The 21,690-nt window shown below is 45.0% G+C and carries 23 protein-coding genes and 2 pseudogenes; 22 read left to right on the forward strand and 3 right to left on the reverse strand.

The features are described from left to right. Position 1 precedes the first annotated feature (1 nt). The 4 genes and pseudogenes from udk (at position 2) to mtnN (ending at position 2,782) form a co-directional block, all read left to right on the forward strand. A complete protein-coding gene (gene udk / locus L0M13_RS07915) occupies positions 2-625 on the forward strand; it encodes a uridine kinase (RefSeq protein ID WP_235199021.1) in 624 nt (207 codons plus the stop codon). Between the two features lie 77 nt (positions 626-702). Continuing rightward, the gene (gene greA, locus L0M13_RS07920) at positions 703-1,179 is read left to right on the forward strand and encodes a transcription elongation factor GreA (protein ID WP_235199022.1); all 477 of its coding nucleotides are present in this window, start codon (positions 703-705) and stop codon (positions 1,177-1,179) included. A gap of 548 nt (positions 1,180-1,727) precedes the next feature. Continuing rightward, entirely contained in the window at positions 1,728-2,027 is a 300-nt protein-coding gene (locus L0M13_RS07925; protein WP_235199286.1) for a YrrS family protein, read from the forward strand. Between the two features lie 51 nt (positions 2,028-2,078). Further along, positions 2,079-2,782 (forward strand): annotated as a pseudogene (mtnN, locus tag L0M13_RS07930) (5'-methylthioadenosine/S-adenosylhomocysteine nucleosidase). Between the two features lie 58 nt (positions 2,783-2,840). Here the strand turns inward: mtnN and pssA are convergent. Then, a complete protein-coding gene (pssA, locus tag L0M13_RS07935) occupies positions 2,841-3,380 on the reverse strand; it encodes a CDP-diacylglycerol--serine O-phosphatidyltransferase (protein WP_235199023.1) in 540 nt (179 codons plus the stop codon). 247 nt (positions 3,381-3,627) lie between these two features. Here pssA and L0M13_RS07940 point away from each other — a divergent pair, with 247 nt between their 5' ends. The 12 genes from L0M13_RS07940 (at position 3,628) to L0M13_RS07995 (ending at position 13,098) form a co-directional block, all read left to right on the forward strand. Next, positions 3,628-4,401 carry a phosphatidylserine decarboxylase gene (locus tag L0M13_RS07940; RefSeq protein ID WP_235199024.1) on the forward strand — a complete coding sequence of 258 codons (774 nt, stop codon included), beginning with the start codon at positions 3,628-3,630 and terminating at the stop codon, positions 4,399-4,401. A gap of 30 nt (positions 4,402-4,431) precedes the next feature. Next, positions 4,432-4,962, forward strand: a complete 531-nt coding sequence (locus L0M13_RS07945; protein WP_260107751.1) for a YqeG family HAD IIIA-type phosphatase — start codon at positions 4,432-4,434, stop codon at positions 4,960-4,962. After that, entirely contained in the window at positions 4,959-6,062 is a 1,104-nt protein-coding gene (yqeH, locus tag L0M13_RS07950; RefSeq protein WP_235199026.1) for a ribosome biogenesis GTPase YqeH, read from the forward strand. Before L0M13_RS07945 ends, yqeH begins: the two co-directional genes overlap by 4 nt. Before the next feature lie 10 nt (positions 6,063-6,072). Continuing rightward, positions 6,073-6,900 carry a shikimate dehydrogenase gene (gene aroE / locus L0M13_RS07955; RefSeq protein ID WP_235199027.1) on the forward strand — a complete coding sequence of 276 codons (828 nt, stop codon included), beginning with the start codon at positions 6,073-6,075 and terminating at the stop codon, positions 6,898-6,900. Continuing rightward, complete coding sequence (yhbY, locus tag L0M13_RS07960; protein WP_235199028.1) at positions 6,887-7,186, forward strand: ribosome assembly RNA-binding protein YhbY; 300 nt, start codon at positions 6,887-6,889, stop codon at positions 7,184-7,186. The genes aroE and yhbY overlap by 14 nt, the downstream gene beginning before the upstream one ends. Then, positions 7,183-7,785 carry a nicotinate-nucleotide adenylyltransferase gene (locus L0M13_RS07965; protein WP_235199029.1) on the forward strand — a complete coding sequence of 201 codons (603 nt, stop codon included), beginning with the start codon at positions 7,183-7,185 and terminating at the stop codon, positions 7,783-7,785. The genes yhbY and L0M13_RS07965 overlap by 4 nt, the downstream gene beginning before the upstream one ends. Next, positions 7,739-8,317 (forward strand): bis(5'-nucleosyl)-tetraphosphatase (symmetrical) YqeK, encoded by a 579-nt coding sequence (gene yqeK, locus L0M13_RS07970; RefSeq protein WP_235199030.1) that lies wholly within the window; start codon positions 7,739-7,741, stop codon positions 8,315-8,317. The genes L0M13_RS07965 and yqeK overlap by 47 nt, the downstream gene beginning before the upstream one ends. Next, entirely contained in the window at positions 8,310-8,648 is a 339-nt protein-coding gene (rsfS, locus tag L0M13_RS07975) for a ribosome silencing factor (protein ID WP_235199031.1), read from the forward strand. Before yqeK ends, rsfS begins: the two co-directional genes overlap by 8 nt. After that, entirely contained in the window at positions 8,645-9,370 is a 726-nt protein-coding gene (locus L0M13_RS07980) for a class I SAM-dependent DNA methyltransferase (protein ID WP_235199032.1), read from the forward strand. Before rsfS ends, L0M13_RS07980 begins: the two co-directional genes overlap by 4 nt. Positions 9,371-9,528: 158 nt before the next feature. Beyond that, the gene (locus L0M13_RS07985) at positions 9,529-10,128 is read left to right on the forward strand and encodes a helix-hairpin-helix domain-containing protein (RefSeq protein WP_235199033.1); all 600 of its coding nucleotides are present in this window, start codon (positions 9,529-9,531) and stop codon (positions 10,126-10,128) included. An 82-nt stretch (positions 10,129-10,210) separates the two neighbouring features. Beyond that, entirely contained in the window at positions 10,211-10,801 is a 591-nt protein-coding gene (locus L0M13_RS07990) for a ComE operon protein 2 (RefSeq protein ID WP_235199034.1), read from the forward strand. Between the two features lie 83 nt (positions 10,802-10,884). Then, positions 10,885-13,098: a DNA internalization-related competence protein ComEC/Rec2 gene (locus L0M13_RS07995; RefSeq protein ID WP_235199035.1), complete on the forward strand. Its 2,214-nt coding sequence runs from the start codon at positions 10,885-10,887 to the stop codon at positions 13,096-13,098. Between the two features lie 20 nt (positions 13,099-13,118). Here the strand turns inward: L0M13_RS07995 and L0M13_RS08000 are convergent, their stop codons facing one another. Further along, entirely contained in the window at positions 13,119-13,253 is a 135-nt protein-coding gene (locus L0M13_RS08000; protein ID WP_036806444.1) for a YqzM family protein, read from the reverse strand. Between the two features lie 156 nt (positions 13,254-13,409). On the opposite strand from L0M13_RS08000, the gene holA reads away from it, so the two are divergent. Further along, positions 13,410-14,441 (forward strand): DNA polymerase III subunit delta, encoded by a 1,032-nt coding sequence (gene holA, locus L0M13_RS08005; protein ID WP_235199036.1) that lies wholly within the window; start codon positions 13,410-13,412, stop codon positions 14,439-14,441. 46 nt (positions 14,442-14,487) lie between these two features. Here holA and rpsT read toward each other — a convergent pair whose 3' ends face one another. After that, on the reverse strand, positions 14,488-14,739 hold the full coding sequence (gene rpsT / locus L0M13_RS08010) for a 30S ribosomal protein S20 (RefSeq protein WP_235199037.1): 252 nt from the start codon (positions 14,737-14,739) through the stop codon (positions 14,488-14,490). Between the two features lie 220 nt (positions 14,740-14,959). Here rpsT and lepA point away from each other — a divergent pair. The 5 genes and pseudogenes from lepA (at position 14,960) to dnaK (ending at position 21,657) form a co-directional block, all read left to right on the forward strand. Next, positions 14,960-16,788, forward strand: a pseudogene (lepA, locus tag L0M13_RS08015) (translation elongation factor 4). A 56-nt stretch (positions 16,789-16,844) separates the two neighbouring features. After that, positions 16,845-17,984, forward strand: a complete 1,140-nt coding sequence (gene hemW, locus L0M13_RS08020) for a radical SAM family heme chaperone HemW (RefSeq protein ID WP_235199038.1) — start codon at positions 16,845-16,847, stop codon at positions 17,982-17,984. Between the two features lie 167 nt (positions 17,985-18,151). Beyond that, positions 18,152-19,183 (forward strand): heat-inducible transcriptional repressor HrcA, encoded by a 1,032-nt coding sequence (gene hrcA, locus L0M13_RS08025; protein WP_235199039.1) that lies wholly within the window; start codon positions 18,152-18,154, stop codon positions 19,181-19,183. A 19-nt stretch (positions 19,184-19,202) separates the two neighbouring features. Then, positions 19,203-19,805 carry a nucleotide exchange factor GrpE gene (gene grpE, locus L0M13_RS08030; RefSeq protein ID WP_235199040.1) on the forward strand — a complete coding sequence of 201 codons (603 nt, stop codon included), beginning with the start codon at positions 19,203-19,205 and terminating at the stop codon, positions 19,803-19,805. A 22-nt stretch (positions 19,806-19,827) separates the two neighbouring features. Then, entirely contained in the window at positions 19,828-21,657 is a 1,830-nt protein-coding gene (gene dnaK / locus L0M13_RS08035; protein ID WP_235199041.1) for a molecular chaperone DnaK, read from the forward strand. Positions 21,658-21,690: the final 33 nt, after the last annotated feature.

Raw genomic sequence — 21,690 nt, forward strand, 5'->3', positions numbered from 1 at the left:
TATGTCTAAAAACCGTCCAGTCGTAATTGGAATTGCAGGAGGATCAGGCTCAGGCAAAACGAGCGTGACAAATTCCATTTATGAAGTATTCAAAGAAAATTCAGTAGTAGTGATCGAACAAGATTATTATTACAAAGACCAAAGCCATTTGGCATTTGAGGAACGGCTGGAAACGAACTATGATCATCCATTGGCATTCGATACAGATTTGCTGATTGACCATATCAATGAATTATTAGCTAGAAAACCGATAGAAAAACCTATCTATAACTATGCCTTACATACCCGTGCTGAAGAGACGGTCGTGATTGAACCGAAAGATGTCATCATTTTAGAAGGCATTCTTGTGCTTGAAGACCAACGCCTCCGTGATTTGATGGATATTAAGCTATTTGTTGATACCGATGCCGATTTACGAATTATCCGCCGCCTGCTGCGTGATATCAACGAACGGGGACGGACAATCGATTCTGTCATCGAGCAGTATTTGACCGTTGTGCGTCCGATGCACAATCAATTTATCGAGCCGACAAAGCGCTATGCAGATGTGATTATCCCTGAAGGCGGGCAGAACGAAGTCGCAATTGACTTGATGGTTACAAAAATTAAAACAATTCTTGAATAGATTGACAGTTTATAATATGATGATACGAGACTGACGGATAGGAATATCCAAAGTCAGCAGTTGAAGGAGTGGGAACAATGGCGAACGAAAAACAATTTCCGATGACAGCTGCAGGAAAGCAGAAGTTGGAAGAAGAACTGGATTTCTTAAAAACCGTAAAACGTAAAGAAGTCGTTGAACGGATTAAAATAGCACGCAGTTTCGGAGATCTTTCCGAGAACTCTGAGTACGATTCGGCTAAAGAAGACCAGGCATTTGTAGAAGGCCGAATTTCAACATTAGAATCGATGATCCGCAACGCGGTAATCATCAATGAAAACGAACTGAACAAGGATATTGTCCGTTTAGGGACAACGGTTACTTTCGTAGAAGTTCCGGATGGCGATGAAGAATCGTACACAATCGTCGGATCAGCGGAAGCAGATCCGTTGGAAGGGCGAATTTCAAATGACTCGCCTATCGCAAAAAGTATGATCGGCCGGACAATCGGTGAGAATGTGAAAGTATTGACGCCAGGCGGCGAAATGGAAATTAAAATCGTTTCAATTACCTAATGCTTGGGGCCATTCTTAGTAAGAATGGCCGTTTTTATTAAAAATTAATCGAAAATGAAACATTCTTTTCGTCAAATCGTCAAATTTGTTACAGCGCATTATGCTAAAATAATGTGAAGAGGAGGCAATTGAATGTCGAATGAAGAAAAACCGTATCCTTCTCGTTTGAAAAAGAAAAATCGATCGAATTCCATTTTAAATATGATGATCGGTTTGGTATTTACATTAATCCTGATTACAGGGGCTTTTATCTTCCTGGATAATGGAGAAGAAAATGCGGCGGAACCTGAAAAGGTGGAAATCGCATCAGATACTGAACAGCAAACGAGCGAAGAAGATACGAATGCCACAGAAGACGAAACTGAAACAGATGAAACTACTGACACGGATACAGAAGCAGACTCAGAAACTGATGCAGCAACTGAAGACACAGAAGCGGAAGCAACTGAAGAAGACAGTGAAGCAGAAGAAACGGAAGAAGGCACTGTGACGGTTGGCGGAAAATCACGCGTGAGGAGTCAAATGATCCGATCGTTGAAGAAACTGTCATCAACACAAGCTGGGAACCAGTCGGCACATCTCAATCCGGAAATCACGTTTCGGTCTATGACAAAGGTTCAGTGGACTGGAATGAAAAAATCAAAGCGATTTCTTATGCCACAGGTCTTGGTGAAGACAATATGTACATCATGATGATCAAAAACGGCGGTGGGCCACAAAAATCCATCGGCGTCGTACAGTCGAAAGACCAATCCCAGAAATACCGCGTCCATCTGGAATGGGTTGACAGCGAAGGTTGGAAACCTGTTAAAATGGATGTATTAAAAACGCTTGATGGCGCCTATTAATAAGGCGTCTTTTTTTACGAAATGATTTGTGGATGAAAGGATGATCATAAAATGAAGATTGGCGTAATCGGAGCAATGGAAGAAGAAGTGGAGCTGCTGCGGAGCAGTTTGGAAAATGCGGAGACGGAAACGATTGCAAATTGTGAATTCACTTCCGGTACCTATAAAGGCCAGGAAGTGGTTTTGCTTAAAAGCGGCATCGGCAAAGTGAATGCTGCGATGTCGACGACTCTTTTACTGCATCACTTCAAACCGGATATTGTCATCAATACGGGATCAGCAGGCGGATTTGATGAAGAATTGGAAGTTGGTGCGATTGTCATTTCGGATGAAGTCCGCCACCACGATGTAGATGTTACGATTTTCGGCTATGAAATGGGCCAGGTGCCTCAAATGCCGGCTGCTTTTACATCCAATGAGGAATTGGTCGAATTAGCGGTAAAAGCGGTAGAGGAGATCGGAGAGCACGCTCACGCTGTTGGCTTGATTGCAACAGGTGATTCGTTCATGAATGACCCAGAACGCGTAGCGAAAGTGCGGAATTTTTCCCGACAATGAAAGCTTCTGAAATGGAAGCGGCAGCCGTTGCCCAAGTTTGCTATCAATTCAACGTTGCTTTTGTCGTCATCCGTGCCCTGTCCGACATTGCCGGCAAAGAATCGAATATCTCTTTTGACGAATTCCTTCCGGTAGCGGCCAAACATTCGACGCAAATCGTCCTTCATGTAATCGAGCGCCTTGCAGACCGAATTTAGTTTGAATAGATAGGCAAAAAGAAAAAGCTGGAGGCGTTTTTCACAACGCTTCCAGCTTTTAAACTTTTCTTAAGGTAAATGTGCTGATCATCAAGATGGCGCAGATAATGAAAAGAAACATGAATGCAACTGGCGGGAATACGGATATTCCGAAAAAGGATAAGGTGACAACTGTTCCGGCTGCTGTAATCGGCAAACCGACAAAATAGCCGTTCGATTCAGAGATATTGAAGCGGGCGAGCCTGAACGCGCCGCTGGCAATATAAATCACGGTGAAGACCATACCGGTTATGCCGAAATCCGTTAGCACCAATTCATAGATTAGAATCGCGGGCGCTACACCGAATGATATGATATCGCTCATTGAATCGAGCTGTTTGCCAAGTTCCGATTCCTGGTTGAACTTTCTTGCGACCATTCCATCAAAACGGTCCAAAAATGCAGCGATGAAAATAAAAAGTACACTATAGCTATAAAAGCCATTCAGCGAAGCCATTAAAGAAGCACCGCCAAATGCCATATTCCCAATGGTGATCATATTTGCGGTTTGAGATCTCAGTTTTTTGATTGTGCTATCCATTCGTTCGATTATCAGCAATGGAAAACACTCCTTTTTTGTCTAGTCTACAGCATAAGTGAAATACCAATGCTTGCGCTTTTATCAACGTACATTCTCATGGATTAAAGAGATGATGGATCATTCAGTATGGCATATTCCAGCCTGCAAACCAACTGAATCTAAAAAAATTTAGTGAGGATTGTATATTTATAGTATACTTATTCATTTCATTATACTGTGAAAGGCCAAAAAATGGTAGACTATTTTAAGCGATGGAGGTGTCCCTGTGAAGAAAAAACTTTATCAGCAATCAATTGAATTGACGAATGGCCCCATCACCTCTGGGCTGGTCAGGAAATTTGCTGAATCATCGATAAGCCGGAGATTCATTCCCGGCTATATTAAAACTTATAAAATTGATACAGCTGATATTGAAAACCCGCTCGAATCTTTCCCCACTTTGCATAATTTTTTCATTCGTACGCTGAAACCGGAAAGCCGGCCAATTGCTTCCGCAGAGGTCGTTTCACCTGTTGATGCTAAAATCGAAATTACAGGGGATTTGCATGAAGGTATTCAATTTCTTGTGAAAGACCAGCATTATTCTCTTTCGGATCTGCTCGGAAACAAAGAACTGGCGGATCGGTATCAGAATGGAAAGTACATCGTTCTCTACCTTTCTCCGGCAGACTACCACCGAATACACAGTCCTGCAAACGGGATGGTCATCAAACAATACGTGCTTGGCAAAAAATCGTATCCGGTTAATGACTGGGGTCTGAGCTTCGGCAAATCGCCTCTAAGTGGAAATTATCGATTAATATCGGAACTTGAAACGGCATTTGGACACATGCTGTCAGTCAAAGTCGGCGCTATGTTCGTAAATTCCATCCAATTGACGAATCTTACGGATAATTGGACAAAAGGAGACGAAGTCGGTTATTTCAGCTTCGGTTCTACTGTGGTGCTTTTCTTTGAAAAAGACAAGATTGAATTCAGCGATAATGTGAAATCTGGAAAACGTATCTATATGGGAGAAGCGCTCGCATATATGGTATAATCAATAGCATTAAGTTCGGAGAAACAGGAGTTGTTTGCAGTGTATCAATATTTTATACCAAGCCAATACGTGAGAAAAGTCTATGACATTTCGCCTGAGATGCTTTTAGAGCAGAACGTAACGGGAATCATTACCGATTTGGACAATACTTTAGTGGAATGGGACCGGGCAGATGCTACGCCGATGCTGATTGATTGGCTGAAGGGCATGAAGGATGCCGGCATCCAAGTAGTGATTGTTTCCAATAATAATGAACTTCGCGTGAAGTCTTTTGCAGATCCGCTCGGCATCCCATTTATTTTCCAGGCTAGAAAGCCGATGGGACGCGCTTTCCGTAAAGCATTGGCAATCATGCATGTGAAGCGTGAAAATGTCGTGGTGATTGGAGACCAGATGCTGACCGATATTTTTGGCGGCAATTTGAACAAATTCCATACCATTCTTGTACTGCCGGTCGCGCAGTCGGATGGTTTCTTTACGCGTTTTAACCGCATGGTCGAACGCCGCATCATGAAAAAATTAAAGCAAAAAGGTCAACTTACTTGGGAGGAAGAAAATTGAACGAAATGCCTACATGCATCGGATGCGGAGCGCAAATCCAGACAGATCGCCCCGGCGAACTTGGATATGCTCCTGTGTCATCTTTAGATAAAGAAGAAATTATTTGCCAACGCTGTTTCCGTCTGAAAAATTACAACGAACTGCAGCCGGTTTCATTGACGGATGATGATTTCCTGAAAATCCTAAATGGACTTGGGGAACGCAAAGGACTGATTGTTAAAATCGTCGATATCTTTGACTTTAATGGCAGCTGGCTGCCGGGCCTCCACCGTTTTGTCGGCAACAACGACATCCTGTTGATTGCCAATAAAGCGGATTTATTGCCGAAATCAGTCAAACAGCAAAAGCTCATCAACTGGATGAAGCAAGAAGCGAAAAAACTTGGCTTGAAGCCGATTGACGTATTGACAGTCAGTGCCCATAAAGGCACGGGCGTGGAAGAAGCGATGGCGCTGATCGACAAATACCGTAAAGGCCAGGACGTTTACGTTGTCGGCTCTACAAATGTCGGGAAATCGACGTTCATCAACCGCATCATCAAACAGGCGACCGGACAGTCCGATATTATCACGACTTCCCATTTCCCGGGAACGACACTGGATATTATTGAAATTCCGCTTGATGATAAACGTTCCCTATACGATACACCGGGGATCATCAACCACCATCAGCTTGCGCATTATTTGAATCCGGCTGATTTGAAAATGATCATGCCGAAAAAAGAGCTGAAGCCGCGCGTTTTCCAATTGAATGCGGAACAAACGCTTTATATCGGCGGCCTTGCCCGTTTTGACTTTATCAAGGGGGACCGGTCTTCGTTTACTGTCCACGTAGCCAATGATCTTGGGATTCACCGGACAAAACTGGAAAATGCAGACGCTTTGTATGAACAGCACCTCGGCGATATGCTTTCTCCGCCGTCTGCTGAATACAAAGAAGATTTCCCGGAGTTAGTGCGCCACGAATTCCGGGTAAAAGACAGTAAAACAGATATCGTATTTTCAGGCCTCGGATGGATTACCGTCCAGCATCCGAATGTGGTTATCGCTGCCTATGCGCCAAAAGGCGTCGAAGTGATTTTGCGCCCATCGTTGATCTAGGAGGATTCTAATGAAGAAATGGTATGCCGTAATAGGAGATCCGATCGGCCATTCACTATCGCCTTATATGCACGATTTGTGGATGGATGAACACGGAGTTGATGCCAGCTATATCCCGGTCCATGTAAAACCAGCGCGATTAAAAGAATCATTCGATGCTTTGAAGACGCTTGGAGTGGGTGGATTCAATATCACTTTGCCGCATAAGCAGACAATCGTTCCTTATTTGGATGATTTGGATGAAACGGCTGTTATTATGGATGCTGTCAATACAGTGACATTCGATGGCCAAAAATATAAAGGCTGGAATACGGATGGGGACGGATTTGTCCGTTCGCTCATGTCCGAGCCGATTACATTAAATGAAAAAGTGCTGATCATTGGGGCAGGAGGAGCGGCTCGAGGCATTGCTTTTGCTTTGAAGCGAGCTCGCTTCCAGGATGTCACGATTGCCAACCGGACTTTTCAGCGTGCTGAAGAACTGGCAGCAGCTACGGGAAGTGCACCGATTACATTGAAGGATGCAGAGGATTCATTAGGGGATTTTAGCATCATCATCCAGACGACTTCGGTCGGGCTTGCGGAAGATGAAGCCTTGCCGCTATCTCTGGATTCGGTTCAACCGGGAGCATTGGTAGCGGATATTATTTATACGCCGCTCGAAACCCGGTTTCTAAAAGCGGCAAAAGAGAAAAACTGTACGATTTTGAATGGCGTCGGCATGTTTGTCTATCAAGGCGCCATCGCATTTGAAAAATGGACAGGGATTAGCCCGGACACAGAAAAAATGATCAAAATCATCACGGATAAACTAGGAGGAAATTATGTTAACAGGTAAACAAAAACGCTTTTTAAGAAGCGAAGCCCATCATTTAGACCCTATTTTCCAAGTCGGCAAAGCAGGCGTCAGCGGAACGATGCTGCGCCAGATCGAAGAAGCATTGGAAGCAAGAGAATTAGTGAAAATCAGCATCTTGCAAAACAACGAAGACGATAAGCATGATGTTGCGAACCAGCTGGCTGAAGGCACTTATGCGGAGTTGGTCCAATTAATCGGCCATACAGTTGTCCTTTACAAACCATCAGTCAATAAAAAACGGATCGAGCTGCCGGTGAGCAGATGAAAAAAGTCGGGATATTAGGCGGAACTTTCAATCCACCTCATCTCGGCCATTTGATCATGGCCAATGAAGCGCTTCACGCCGTCGGTTTGGACGAAGTGCGCTTTATGCCGAATTTCATCGCGCCTCATAAAGAAGTCAGTGGGGCAGGTGCTAAACAGCGGTTGGCAATGACGGCACTTGCGGTTGAAAACATTCCGTATTTCTGCGTTGAAGATTTTGAAATCAAGCAAGGCGGAGTCTCCTACAGTTTTGATACCTTATCGAAATTGCGGAAGAAAGAACCCGACAGTGAATTTTATTTCATCATTGGCGGGGACATGGTGGAAGGTTTGGCCAGCTGGCATCGAATCGATGAACTGGCAGAGATGATCCGTTTTATCGGCATTAAGCGGCCAGGCTACTCACATTCGAGCCCATACCCGGTACAAATGATTGATACGCCGGAAATCCATCTATTGTCAACGATGATTCGCAGCCGGGCTTCTGATGGAGGCACAATTCGCTTCCTGGTTCCGGAAAAAGTGGAAGCTTATATTCGAAAGGAGCGGTTATATGGATCGGAGTACAATGCTTCAGCGAGTGAAGAAACGCGTTCCTGAAAACCGGTTTAATCATATACTCGGGGTCATGAAGACGGCAATGGCATTAGCCCAAACGTTCAATGTATCAGAAGAAAAAGCACAGATTGCGGCCATCTTGCACGATGTCGCTAAATTTTCCGATCGGGATTGGATGAAGTCCATTATTGAAAAACAGCAGATGGATCCTTTATTGCTCGAATACCATTCTGAATTATGGCATGCCCCAGTCGGCGCTTACGTCGCTTCCTATGAATTCGGCGTCAACGACGAAGACATCTTGAACGCGATCCGTTACCATACGACAGGCCGTCCAGGAATGTCAGATTTGGAAAAAGTGATTTATATTGCCGATCTGGTAGAACCAAACCGCAAATTTTCAGGAGTTGAAGAATTGCGACAATTAAAAGATCAAGGATTGGATGTTATGATGGAAGCCAGCGTCAAGCATACGATCGACTTTTTAGAATCAAAAAATCAGCCGGTTTATCCGGATTCACTGAAGTGTTATGAATACTTCGTGCAACAGAAAGGGAAAGTGAAGAATGACTAAACACACATTGCTACAAATGGCATATGATGCCGCGGAGGATAAAAAAGCCGAGGATATCGTGGTTTTAAATATGGAAGGCATCTCGCTTCTTGCAGATTATTTTGTCATCTGCAGCGGGAACTCTGACCGCCAAGTCCAAGCGATTGCGCGTGAATTGATCGAGCAGTCGAACAAAGCGGGGAATGAAGTGAAGAGCGTTGAAGGATTTGATGCAGCGCGTTGGATCCTGATCGACCTAGGAGACGTGGTTGCCCATGTGTTCCATAAAGATGAACGTTCATACTATAACTTGGAGCGCTTGTGGAGAGAAGCTCCTCAAATGGAAATATGAGATATGGAAAATTTGCATCAGTGTACGATGAACTGATGGAAGATATTCCGTACGAAAAATATGTGGAATGGGTTGCTGCCCATGTAAAATCCGGCGCTTTGCTGGATTTGGCGTGCGGGACAGGAACCCTTTCGCAGCTTTTTGCTGAAATGGGCTATCAAGTCACTGCAAGCGACCTGTCGGAAGAAATGTTGGCTATCGCTAGCCAGCGTTTCCAAGATGCACAGCTGCAAGTGCCACTCCTCCAATTATCGATGGATAATCTGGAAGGTCTAGCTGGCTTCGATGCCATTACGATTGCCATCGATTCATTGAATTACTTGGAAACCGAACAGCAAATTCGGGAAACCTTCAAAGAAGTGCATGCTGCACTAAATGAAGGCGGACATTTTTTCTTTGATGTCCATTCCCTCCATAAAGTGGACCATATTTATATGGACAGCCCGTTTGTTTATGATGGAGAAGATATTTCGTATATTTGGCATACAGCTGAAGGCGACTCTGAACACAGCGTGATCCATGATTTGACTTTCTTCATCCGCAACGGGGAATTTTTCGAGCGATTTGAAGAAACGCATGAACAACGGACGTTTCCAATTGCGCAATACAGTGCTTGGCTAAGTGATGCAGGCTTTGAAGTAATGGAAGTCACAGCTGATTTTACAGATGAAAAACCTGTTGATGACAGCGAACGCATTTTTTTCCATGCATGCAAAAAGTAAAATACGCCATCCGCAAACCAGCGGATGGTTTTTTTGTTGTGCGAGCAGACCTGCTAAAAAATAAATTCGACATCCGATAAAAGTTAATATATAATTCAGACAGCTTCTATCTGATTGCTGATTGTGGAAAAGAGGGGAACCTACTGAACTTTTCACAGTTGAAAGACAAATTTGGCTGGCTGTTGATCCCAGCAATCGCCTTCGCAGCCGCAGCCATCTATTTTTTAGCTCCTCAAGATGACCCGGAAGCAACGCTCGAACTGACCCAAACTGAGCCCCCACCGCAAATAGAAACCCCCATCGAAAGCAATCCCATACCTGAAGTGATCATGGTCGACATTAAAGGCCAAGTTGCCAATCCAGGCGTTTATGAACTGCAGACAGGAGCGCGTGCAAAAGATGCGATCCAGGCCGCTGGTGGATTTTTAGAAACGTCTGAAACTTTATCCATCAATTTAGCGATGGTCATTCAAGATGAAATGGTTCTTTACGTTCCGGAAATCGGAGAAGAAGCGGCCGTTCCGGCAATTCAGGCACATCAGCCTGCCGCTGCAGAAGCCGGCAGCCTCGTTAATTTAAATACGGCTACAGCAGAAGAGCTGATGACGTTGAACGGCATTGGACCATCGAAAGCCGAAGCGATCCTTTCCTACCGGACAGAGAATGGAAATTTTCAAAGCATCGAAGACTTAACGAAAGTATCTGGCATCGGCGACAAAACTTTTGAAAAACTGAAAGAGGCCATTACGGTCAATTAACCAGGCGTGAGCCAAAAGAACGGTTGACGAAAATTTCGCCTCTGCTACACTTATTTTAACTAAACCAGCAGGAGGCAATCAGATGAAGCGAATAACTTGGGATCAATTCTTCATGGCGCAAAGCCATTTACTAGCACTTAGAAGCACGTGTACAAGGCTATCTGTCGGAGCGACAATTGTCCGGGACCGACGGATTATGGCGGGCGGCTACAACGGCTCAATTTCAGGCGGCGACCATTGCATCGACAAAGGCTGCTACGTCGTGGATGGGCATTGCGTCCGGACCATCCATGCCGAAATGAACGCATTGTTGCAATGCGCAAAATACGGCATCAATGTCGGCGGAGCAGATATGTATGTCAGCCATTTTCCGTGTCTTCAATGCACAAAGTCGATCATTCAAGCCGGCATTTCGAGACTGTATTATGCAGCGGATTACAGAAACCATGAATATGCGATTGAACTGCTTGAACAAGCGGGTGTCGAAGTGGTGCAAGTGCCATTTGATGAACGCAAAATCGATTTCTTAAGTGTAGAGAAAACCGCTTTGTACATGGAATTGCTTGAAAAATTGCGGGAAAAAGGCGGCAGCGAAGAAGAATTGGCCCATTACAACGAACGGGTGAAACAATTATTCGGAGACGTGGAAGAAGTAGAGGGAGCCGAAGTGTAAGTTCGAATTTCTTCATTTATTTAGCGGCGGCAACAATGCTCGCGAGCTTTGCAGCGCATGAATCACCGAGGATGCTTGGTTTCATGGCGCTGCTTTTTTTCTGGATGGCTTGGAAACGGGAAACCCTCTTATTAATCGGCTTTATCGCTTTTTCTGCCTGTTTAATTTATATGGTGCAGGAAATCAGGGATCTGGATAGCGAAACCTTAGCTCCGAATTTTGCTGGAGAGCTGTTATTTCTGCCAAATTATACAATCGACGGAGACGGATTGCGCGGATTTGCCCGGCTCGGCGGAGATAAGCTGGTCTATGCCAAATACCGGTTTGAATCGGCTGAAGAAAAAGCGCTTTATGAAAACAGGCTCTATAAATCGACGCTCCGTGTAACCGGGGCTTTTGAAGAAGCCAGTGAACCGTCGCACCGTTATTCATTCAATATGAAAAATTATTTGGAGCATAACGGCGCCAGCGGCTTATTTAAAATTGAAACCATTCAAGCGCTTTCTGAAAATCGGACATTTAAGAGCTGGATGGCAAGCCGGCGCGAATCGTTGAAAAAACATATTCGCGGAAGTTTTCCGGACAGTTTGTCGACGGAGGCAGAGGCGCTCTTGATCGGTGAACAGGACCGTATGAGCCTTGAAGAACGGCAATTGTTCCAGACGCTCGGCATCACCCATTTGTTTGCGATTTCCGGGCTTCATGTTGCGATCATTGCCGGCATCATCTATTTCCTGCTGATTCGCCTGCATTTCCGCAAAGAAACCGTGATTTTGCTGATGCTAGCTATATTGCCGCTGTATGCTTTGCTTGCCGGAGGAGCACCTTCCATCTGGCGTTCTGTCAGTATGGTGTGCCTCGTCTTAGCGGGGAGTTTGTTGAAACTAAAATGGCCGATTGCACATGTTTTAGCCGTAAGTTTGATTTTCTTTGTTTTATGGAATCCGACACTGCTATACAATATCGGATTCCAGCTTTCTTACGGCGCAACGTTTGCAATCATCTATTCCAGCCGATTTTTATCACAGTCTGCTTCAGCATTCAAAAACGGATTGATTATCACTTGTGTTTCCCAATTAAGTTTGTATCCTTTGCTGCTATACCATTTTTATGAAATTTCATTATCGTCTTTTTTGGTGAATAGCTTGTTTGTGCCGCTGTATACATTGATTATCTTGCCGGTTAATTTAATTCTTCTGGTGCTGACTTTTATTTGGCCGCCCGGTGCAGAAATCCTCTTTCGCATCTACGAACCGGCTAGAGGCTTAGTCGCTGGGTTTATGGAATCGCTCGCAGCGGTACCGCATCAAATGTGGAATCCTGGAAAGCCTGAGCCGCTCATCCTCGTTTTGCTTCTCGCTAGTGTCTTCGTCTTTTACTTGCTGGCTGAAAGACAATTCCGGTATCGGCAATTGTTTGTCTTGCTAGTTCCAGCCATTCTTTTTACGCTGTTGCCGTATACAGACAGCAGCTTGAAAGTCACCTTTTTGGATGTGGGGCAAGGAGACAGTGCAGTCATTGAACTGCCGCACCGGAAAGCAGTTTACGTCATTGATACAGGGGGCTTGCTGCGCTTTGAGCAGGAAGCTTTCCAGGAGCGCGAAAAGCCTTATGAAATTGGACGCCAAGTGGTTGTGCCTTATTTGAAAGGCAAGGGTATTTCAGCAGTCGATATTCTCGTCCTTTCGCATGCCGATGCCGATCATGCCGAAGGGGCGGAAGAACTGTTCAAGCTCTTGTCAATCGATGCTCTCCATTTATCGCCAGGCTCCGCTGAAACGGATTTGATGCAGGCACTTGCGCCTTATGCAAAAGAAGCGGCTGTTGCTTTCCCTTATGCCGGATCTTCTTGGCGTTCTGGAGAGATAAACTTTTCATACTTGTCGCCTGCAGACAATGTGTATGAAGGGAATAACGATTCGCTTGTGCTTTTGCTTGAAGTGGCAGGGGCGCGGATTTTGTTTACCGGTGATTTGGAGGCGGAAGGTGAGCGGGAAATCGTAGAGAAATACGGGAGTTTGATTGCCAATCTGTCTTTGTTGAAAGTCGGCCATCATGGCAGCAAGTCTTCAAGCAGCGAAGCCTTTCTGGAAACGGTGAATCCGGCCCTCTCCATTTTTTCGACAGGCAAGGACAATCGCTACGGGCATCCCGCGGCAGAAGTGGTGAACCGTTTTGAAGATCTGGAATTGAAGACTCTCAATACAGCTGAGCGTGGAACGCTTGAATTCACATTCAGCGGCGGTGAAATGAGATTGGATGCGATGCGCCCAATAAAAAAAGGTTCCAGCCGATGAAGGCGGAACCTTTTTTCTATTTAGCGAGCTACAAATTGCACTACTGCCGCAATAATGAAGATAGCTGCAAAAAATACGAATGATACAACAAATCCCATTCCTGCGTCGATCGCGTCATTGCGCTTCGACTGTACGTTCTGTTCAAATTCATTCATTGCTATCCCTCCTAATTCCCTCTTATTATAAGCGATGGGTGTGGAAAAATCTAGATTGAAGAAGATTAATCTAAAGGAATTTAGCGGCAGACACAAAAATGTCAAAATACCAAAACAGCTGAAAATCCGATATAGTAGAAAGAGGAGGTGCGGTTTATGATCACTTCAGTATGGAAAGCGATACGCAGTGGACAAATCGATCCTGTATACATCATTACGGGGACGGAAAGTTATTTCATCGAAAAAACGCTGGATTTATTGAAAACGAAATTGACGGACGGGGAGCCGGAGTTCATCCATTTTGATCTGGACGAAGTGCCTGTCGATTATGTAATAGAAGAAGCGGATACAATTCCTTTTTTCAGTGACCGAAAATTGATCATCGCGAAGAATGCTTCGTTCCTTAAAGCGGCAGAACGCGGCAAAGAAAAGATCGACCATAATTTAAAAGCGTTGGAAGCATGGCTTGAAAATCCACCTTCCAGTTCCGTGACTGTATTTGTGGCGCCATATGAGAAATTGGATGAGCGGAAGAAAATCACGAAGCTGATGAAACAGCGGGCGATCATGGTGGAAGCGAAATCGCTGCAAGCGAATGATTTGGAGACATGGCTGACGCATGAAGCGAAAACATACGGCAAGATTTTGGAGAAGCAATCGGCTCAGAAGCTTGTCGAAATGGCAGGGACCAATTTAACGCTGCTGTCTTCTGAACTGGAGAAGATGTCGCTTTATTTGGGGGCGGATGAAGAAGAGATTACGGGCGGCTTGATTGAGCAGATGACGGCACGGACCTTGGAACAGGATGCTTTTAAGATGCTCCAGTCCTATTTGGATGGAGATGTCAGTGGAGCGCTCAGCGTCTATTACGATTTGATCCGGCAGAAAGAAGAGCCTGTAGCGCTTACGGCTTTGCTTGCTTCGCAAATTCGTTTCATGGTACATGTGTTTTATTTGCAGAAAAAGGGTTATCACGCCCAAGCCATTTCAAAGCAGTTAAAAGCGCATCCGTACCGCGTCAAATTGCTTGTTGAAAAGCGCCAGCAGATTTCCGAACAGCGTTTACTGGAAGTGCTGCACGATTTGGCGGAAATCGATCTGCAATTAAAAACGCAAAGCGGGAACCGGGAACGGATTTTGGAATTCTTTTTGATGAAACGCAAAGCAGTGCCGGCAGCGGCACGCTGAATAAAGTAAAAAGGCCGACTCCCCGTAGGGAATCGGCCTTTTGCTGTTACGCTTGTTTTTTCATCAAGCTAGATTTTTTACGAGCTGCTGTGTTTTTGTGGATAAGACCTTTAGAAGCTGCTTTTTCCACTTGTTTGATAGCTGCTTTTACAGAATCGCTTGCGTTTTCATCTTTGTTAAGCAAAGCTGTTTCAGCTTTTTTAACTGAAGAACGCATTGTCGATCTCACGTGTGAGTTCTGAGCATTTTTCGTTTCATTCGTGCGAACACGTTTGATTGCAGATTTAATGTTTGGCATGTATTTCACCTCCTAGACAAATAGGAACAGAGATGGAATCATCTCATGTATCTTTTATGTCTCTATACAACATGAGTTATTTTATCAAATCGCGGAAGGGATTGCAATAGATATGTGCAAAGAAGTTTACCTTGACACTGAAATCATTTCGACAGTCATACATTGCTGAATACAGGCTGTACTGCTATAATTCATAGTAGTTTATATAGGAGTGAAGAAAATGAATCATGAGGAAAGATTATCCCGGCAAAGCAAAATACGAAACTTTTCCATTATCGCGCATATAGATCACGGCAAGTCGACGCTTGCTGACCGTATCTTGGAGAAAACGGAAGCCTTGACTTCCCGAGAAATGAAAGCACAATCGCTTGATTCCATGGACCTCGAACGCGAGCGCGGCATTACGATCAAATTGAATGCTGTCCAGTTGAATTATAAAGCAAAAGATGGGGAAACTTACATCATGCACTTAATAGATACACCGGGACATGTCGATTTCACTTATGAGGTGTCGCGCAGTCTGGCAGCTTGTGAAGGAGCTGTTCTGGTTGTCGATGCTGCGCAAGGCATTGAAGCGCAAACTTTGGCGAATGTCTATTTGGCACTTGATAACGAACTTGAAATCTTGCCAGTCATCAACAAAATCGATTTGCCAGCTGCCGATCCTGAACGGGTCCGGGGAGAAATCGAAGATGTGATCGGACTGGATGCGTCAGAAGCGGTCTTGGCTTCAGCCAAGGCGAACATCGGCATCGAAGAGATCCTTGAACAGGTAGTTGAAAAAGTGCCGGCTCCGACCGGCGACCCGAGTGCGCCGTTAAAAGCGCTGATTTTCGATTCAATCTATGATCCGTATCGCGGCGTTGTGGCCTATATCCGGATTATGGAAGGGACAGTCAAGCCGGGAGACCGCATTAAAATGATGGCATCAGGCAAAGAGTTCGATGTCATCGAAGCAGGCGTTTTCACACCGCACGTTTCTTTGCAAAAGGAATTGACCGTAGGCGATGTCGGATTTTTGACCGCAGCCATCAAAAACGTTGGAGATTCAACGGTTGGTGATACAATCACGCTTGCAGACAATCCGGCAACAGAAGCACTTCCAGGCTATCGCCGCCTGAATCCGATGGTCTATTGCGGCTTGTATCCGATTGATACATCGAAATACAATGACCTTCGGGACGCTCTTGAAAAATTGGAATTGAATGATGCCGCTTTGCAATTCGAACCGGAATCTTCGCAAGCGCTTGGCTTTGGCTATCGGTGCGGTTTCCTGGGCTTATTGCATATGGAGATCATCCAGGAACGCATTGAGCGTGAATTCAATATTGATTTGATTACGACTGCGCCAAGTGTAATCTACGATGTCCACATGACGGACGGGGAAGTCTTGAAAGTTGATAACCCTGCCATGATGCCAGATGCACAGAAAATTCAAGTCGTAGAAGAGCCGTATGTAAAAGCGACCGTTATGGTGCCGAATGATTACGTCGGCGCAGTTATGGAAATTTGCCAGAAGAAACGCGGAATTTCCTGACAATGGATTATATCGACGCAACTCGCGTCAGCATCATTTATGAATTGCCATTGGCTGAAATTGTCTATGATTTCTTTGACCAATTGAAATCGGGCACGAAAGGCTACGCTTCATTTGATTATGAATTGATCGGCTATAAAGAATCGAAACTGGTGAAAATGGATATCCTGTTGAACAGTGAACAAGTCGATGCCCTTAGCTTTATTGTCCATCGCGATTTCGCTTATGAACGCGGGAAAGTCATCGTCGACAAATTGAAGACTTTGATTCCACGCCAGCAGTTTGAAGTGCCGATCCAAGCTGCGATCGGCCAGAAAATCGTCGCTCGCCAAACAATCAGCGCAATGCGCAAAAACGTTTTGGCGAAATGTTACGGGGGAGACATCTCGCGTAAACGTAAACTTTTGGACAAGCAAAAAGAAGGTAAGAAGCGCATGAAACAAGTCGGTTCTGTCGAAGTGCCTCAAGAAGCTTTCATGGCCATCCTGAAAATGGACGACCAATCAAAATAAACAAAAAAAGGAGGCCGATTTTGCGCCTCCTTTTCCTATTAGAAAGAAGGAATACTATGGTCAAGGGATTGTACATCCATATCCCCTTTTGCCACCAGATTTGCCATTACTGTGATTTCAATAAAGTCTTTTTCAAAGATCAGCCTGTGGATGCGTATATCGATTCGTTGGGGAAAGAGCTTGCGCTTTGGAAGCAGGAAGGAGCGCTCGACCAGCCGCTAGAAACGATTTTTCTTGGCGGTGGAACGCCAACATCGCTAGATCCGGACCAATTAAGAAAATTACTGGCTTACATCCATGAATTTGTGCCGATGGCAGAAAATCTGGAATGGACTTCAGAAGCGAATCCGGACGAATTGACGAAGGAGAAAATGGAAGTGCTGTTTGCAGGCGGGGTCAACCGGATTAGCATGGGCGTCCAGACATTCGATGCCGATCTATTGCAGCGCCTTGGACGCACCCATAGTAATGATGATGTCCACCGTGCGGTAAAAGAAGCGCGCGAAGTCGGCTTTACGAACATCAGCTTTGATTTGATGTATGGTTTGCCAGGGCAAACGATGGCGCAATGGGAAGATACGCTGAAACAGGCTTTCGAATTCGACTTGCCGCATTTCTCTGCCTACTCATTGATCATCGAACCTAAAACGGTATTTTATAATCTGATGACCAAAGGCAAACTCAACATCGTGACCGAAGATTTGGAAGCGGATATGTATGAAAAGCTAATGAATGAAATGGAACAGCGGGGGTTGAAGCAATATGAAATTTCGAATTTCGGAAAGCCGGGATTCGAATCCCGGCATAATCTCATCTACTGGGACAACGAAGAATACATTGGCGCCGGTGCCGGTGCCCACGGCTACGTAAAAGGCATCCGCTATTCAAATGCCGGACCATTAAAGAAATACATGGGACCGCTTGATGGAGGGGAACGTCCACTGCTGAGCACGCACGAGGTGCCGGTCAATGAACAAATGGAAGAAGAAATGTTCCTAGGGCTTCGGAAAACGGCAGGCGTATCACTCGCCCATTTCCAAGAGAAATTCGGCCGTTCACTCGAAGAAGTCTACGGCGAAATTATCGGAGTGGAAATCGGCAAAGAGAATTTAGCCATTGAAGATGGCTGCATCAAATTAACGAAGCATGGCCGATTTGTCGGCAACGAAGTTTTTGAGAAATTCCTTCTCGCTTAATATTTGCGGAGAAGAAATAAATCGAAGCAGTCGGCGAAAATTAATTTTAAAATTTGTCTTTCTTTGACAAAAACAAAAGCGCATTCGTTGACAAGGCTATTAGAATTTGATAATTTTAAAGTAGTCTTAGCACTCACACCTATAGAGTGCTAACAGAGGTGATGATCATGTTAACAGAACGGCAGTTGCTCATTTTAAAAGTAACAGTAGATGATTACATTCAATCAGCTCAGCCGGTCGGATCGAACCAACTCTCAAAAAAATCCGAAATCCCATTTAGTCCGGCAACGATCCGTAATGAGATGGCTGATTTGGAAGGGTTGGGCTTCTTAGAGAAGACCCACACTTCTTCCGGCAGGGTGCCTTCAGAAAAAGGATATCGTTACTACGTCGACCATATGTTGACGCCACGGCCATTGCCGAAAGAGGATATCGTACAGCTTCGTTCCATTTTCGACGATAAGATTGCAGAAACCGAAGAAGTGATCAAACGGTCTGCGATGATTCTGTCGGAATTGACGAACTATACGGCCATTCTGCTTGGTCCCGATGTGCGGAAGCATACGGTTAAAAAGCTATCGATTGTCCCATTGACGATGGATACTGCAGTGGCCATTATCGTAACGGATAACGGCCACGTAGAAAACCGGGTCTTTACAATTCCGCAAGGGCTAGATCCTTCGGATATTGAAAAGATGGTCAATATCTTAAACGAACGGCTAGTCGGCGTTTCATTGAACGACTTGCACCGCCGTTTGGAACAGGAAACTTTGACGATTTTCAAACAGCATGTTAACCGCTACGGAGAACTTTTTTCGACCTTTAGAAAAGCGGTTATCCTTCCGCACGAAGACAATGTCTATTATGGCGGAAAGCTGAACATCCTGAATCAGCCGGATTTCCACGATTTGCATAAAATCAGGAATCTCATGGATGTGATGGAAGAGTCCAAACATATTCCAATGATTCTTCCTGTAGGCAGCCAAGGGCTCCACATACGGATCGGTTCGGAAAATGCGCTTTCAGCAATGGAAGATTGCTCAGTGATCACCGTTTCATACGATATCGGAGAAGAACAGACGGGATCAATTGCTATTGTCGGCCCAAAACGCATGGATTATAAACGCGTTGTCACGTTACTCGACACACTTAGCGGTGATTTATCGAAAGAACTGACCCGAATGATCAGGGGCAAGTGAACAAAAGGAGGAACAGGATTTGTCTAATGAAAAAGAACCTCAAAAATCAACAGAAGAAGTAGAACAGGAAGTCCAAACTGAAGCGGCAGGGGACGCTGTGGAACAGCAAGAAGAGCTAGTTCTAGATGAAGCTGCCGGACCTGCCGAAGAAACAGTGGACGCACCGGTTGAAGTGGATGAAACTGCTGCATTGAAAGAGGAATTGGAAGCTGAGCAGAACAAATACCTGCGTTTGTTGGCTGATTATGACAATTTCAAGCGCCGCTCCCAAAAAGACCGGCAAGATGCGGAGAAATTCCGTTCTCAGTCTTTGCTGGTGGACTTGCTTCCGGTATTGGACAATTTTGACCGCGCTTTATCTGTTGAAACAAAAAGCGAAGAATCTGCGTCCTTGTTAAAAGGTGTGGAAATGGTCCAGAAATCTTTGATTGAAGCGGTTAAACGCGAAGGCTTAGAAGAAATCAAGGCACTTGGTGAGCCATTCGATCCGAATTTCCACCAAGCAGTGATGCAAGAAAAAGACGAAACAGCCGAACCGGGCATCGTGTTAATGGAACTGCAAAAAGGCTATACGTTAAAAGGCAGAGTCTTGCGCCCGGCAATGGTTAAAGTAAACGAATAAATCAGATAATGGAGGAATTTCAATGAGCAAAATTATCGGTATTGACTTAGGAACTACAAACTCTGCTGTCGCGGTATTAGAAGGCGGCGAACCAAAAATCATTCCAAATCCAGAGGGCAACCGTACAACTCCTTCTGTTGTAGCGTTTAAGAACGGCGAGCGCCAAGTCGGTGAAGTGGCAAAACGCCAATCAATCACTAACCCGAATACGATCCAATCGGTAAAACGTTTGATGGGTACTCAGCAAAAAGTAACGGCTGAAGGAAAAGAGTATACAGCACAAGAAGTTTCTGCCATGATTCTTCAATACTTAAAAGGCTATGCAGAGGAATATTTAGGCGAAAAAGTAACGAGAGCCGTTATCACGGTTCCGGCTTATTTCAATGATGCAGAACGCCAAGCAACAAAAGATGCAGGCCGTATTGCAGGTCTTGAAGTGGAACGCATCATCAACGAGCCGACTGCAGCAGCCCTTGCATATGGTCTGGATAAAACTGATACGGACGAAACGATTCTGGTATATGATTTAGGCGGCGGTACGTTCGACGTTTCAATCCTTGAACTTGGTGATGGCGTATTTGAAGTTAAATCAACAGCGGGCGACAACCGTCTTGGTGGAGATGACTTCGATAAAGTGATCATCGATTATTTGGTACAGGAGTTCAAAAAAGAGAACGGCATTGACTTGTCTCAGGACAAAATGGCGACTCAACGTTTGAAAGATGCGGCTGAAAAAGCGAAAAAAGACCTTTCTGGCGTTTCTTCTACTCAAATTTCATTGCCATTTATCACTGCAGGAGAAGCTGGACCGCTTCACTTGGAAGTGACAATGAGCCGTGCGAAATTCGACGAATTGACTTCTTCATTAGTGGAACGCACGATGGGGCCAACTCGCCAAGCGTTGAAAGATGCAGGCATCTCTGCTTCTGAACTTGACCGCGTAATCCTAGTCGGTGGGTCTACACGCATTCCTGCCGTTCAAGAAGCAGTGAAGAAAGAAACAGGCAAAGATCCGCATAAAGGCGTTAACCCGGATGAAGTTGTAGCAATGGGCGCAGCTGTACAAGGCGGCGTATTGACAGGTGACGTTAAAGACGTAGTCTTGCTTGACGTAACTCCACTATCTTTAGGGATTGAAACAATGGGCGGCGTGTTCACGAAATTGATCGACCGCAACACAACAATTCCAACATCAAAATCGCAAACATTCTCAACGGCTGCTGACAATCAGCCAGCTGTAGATATCCATGTATTGCAAGGTGAGCGCCCGATGGCTGCTGCCAACAAAACGCTTGGCCGTTTCCAATTAGCGGATATTCCGCCGGCACCACGCGGCATTCCACAAATCGAAGTGACATTTGATATCGATAAAAACGGTATCGTAAGCGTTAAAGCGAAAGATCTTGGAACACAAAAAGAGCAGACGATCACGATCCAGTCAAATACTTCATTAAGTGATGATGAGATTGAACGCATGATCAAAGAAGCAGAAGAAAATGCAGAAGCGGATGCGAAAGTGAAAGAAGAAGTTGAACTTCGCAACGAAGCAGACCAAGCAGTTTTCCAAACAGACAAAACAATCGCTGACCTTGGCGAAGTTGTCACTGAAGATGAAAAAAAACAAGCTGAAGAAGCACGTGATGAGTTGAAAGCGGCTCTAGAAAGCGACAATATCGACACGATTCGCGAGAAAAAAGACAAATTGAACGAAATCCTTCAAGGTTTGGCGATGAAAGCTTATGAGCAAGCAGCAGCTCAACAAGCAGCCGGCGGCGAAGAAGGTGCAGCTCCAGGAAACGACGATATCATGGACGCTGAGTACGAAGAAGTAAACGACGACAAAGACAAGTAAGATAAGCGGGGCCTGAAAAAGTCAAAGCAAAGC

It is taken from the genome of Planococcus sp. 107-1 (assembly GCF_021513255.1).
Lineage (GTDB): Bacteria > Bacillota > Bacilli > Bacillales_A > Planococcaceae > Planococcus.

Coding starts and splice junctions, on each gene's coding strand:
- udk (WP_235199021.1), top strand. CDS start 2: ATGTCTAAAAACCGTCCAGTCGTAATTGGAATTGCAGGAGGATCAGGC.
- greA (WP_235199022.1), top strand. CDS start 703: ATGGCGAACGAAAAACAATTTCCGATGACAGCTGCAGGAAAGCAGAAG.
- aroE (WP_235199027.1), top strand. CDS start 6,073: ATGAAGAAATGGTATGCCGTAATAGGAGATCCGATCGGCCATTCACTA.
- yhbY (WP_235199028.1), top strand. CDS start 6,887: ATGTTAACAGGTAAACAAAAACGCTTTTTAAGAAGCGAAGCCCATCAT.
- L0M13_RS07965 (WP_235199029.1), top strand. CDS start 7,183: ATGAAAAAAGTCGGGATATTAGGCGGAACTTTCAATCCACCTCATCTC.
- yqeK (WP_235199030.1), top strand. CDS start 7,739: ATGGATCGGAGTACAATGCTTCAGCGAGTGAAGAAACGCGTTCCTGAA.
- rsfS (WP_235199031.1), top strand. CDS start 8,310: ATGACTAAACACACATTGCTACAAATGGCATATGATGCCGCGGAGGAT.
- L0M13_RS07980 (WP_235199032.1), top strand. CDS start 8,645: ATGAGATATGGAAAATTTGCATCAGTGTACGATGAACTGATGGAAGAT.
- L0M13_RS07990 (WP_235199034.1), top strand. CDS start 10,211: ATGAAGCGAATAACTTGGGATCAATTCTTCATGGCGCAAAGCCATTTA.
- L0M13_RS07995 (WP_235199035.1), top strand. CDS start 10,885: ATGGCGCTGCTTTTTTTCTGGATGGCTTGGAAACGGGAAACCCTCTTA.
- L0M13_RS08000 (WP_036806444.1), bottom strand. CDS start 13,253: ATGAATGAATTTGAACAGAACGTACAGTCGAAGCGCAATGACGCGATC.
- holA (WP_235199036.1), top strand. CDS start 13,410: ATGATCACTTCAGTATGGAAAGCGATACGCAGTGGACAAATCGATCCT.
- rpsT (WP_235199037.1), bottom strand. CDS start 14,739: ATGCCAAACATTAAATCTGCAATCAAACGTGTTCGCACGAATGAAACG.
- hemW (WP_235199038.1), top strand. CDS start 16,845: ATGGTCAAGGGATTGTACATCCATATCCCCTTTTGCCACCAGATTTGC.
- hrcA (WP_235199039.1), top strand. CDS start 18,152: ATGTTAACAGAACGGCAGTTGCTCATTTTAAAAGTAACAGTAGATGAT.
- dnaK (WP_235199041.1), top strand. CDS start 19,828: ATGAGCAAAATTATCGGTATTGACTTAGGAACTACAAACTCTGCTGTC.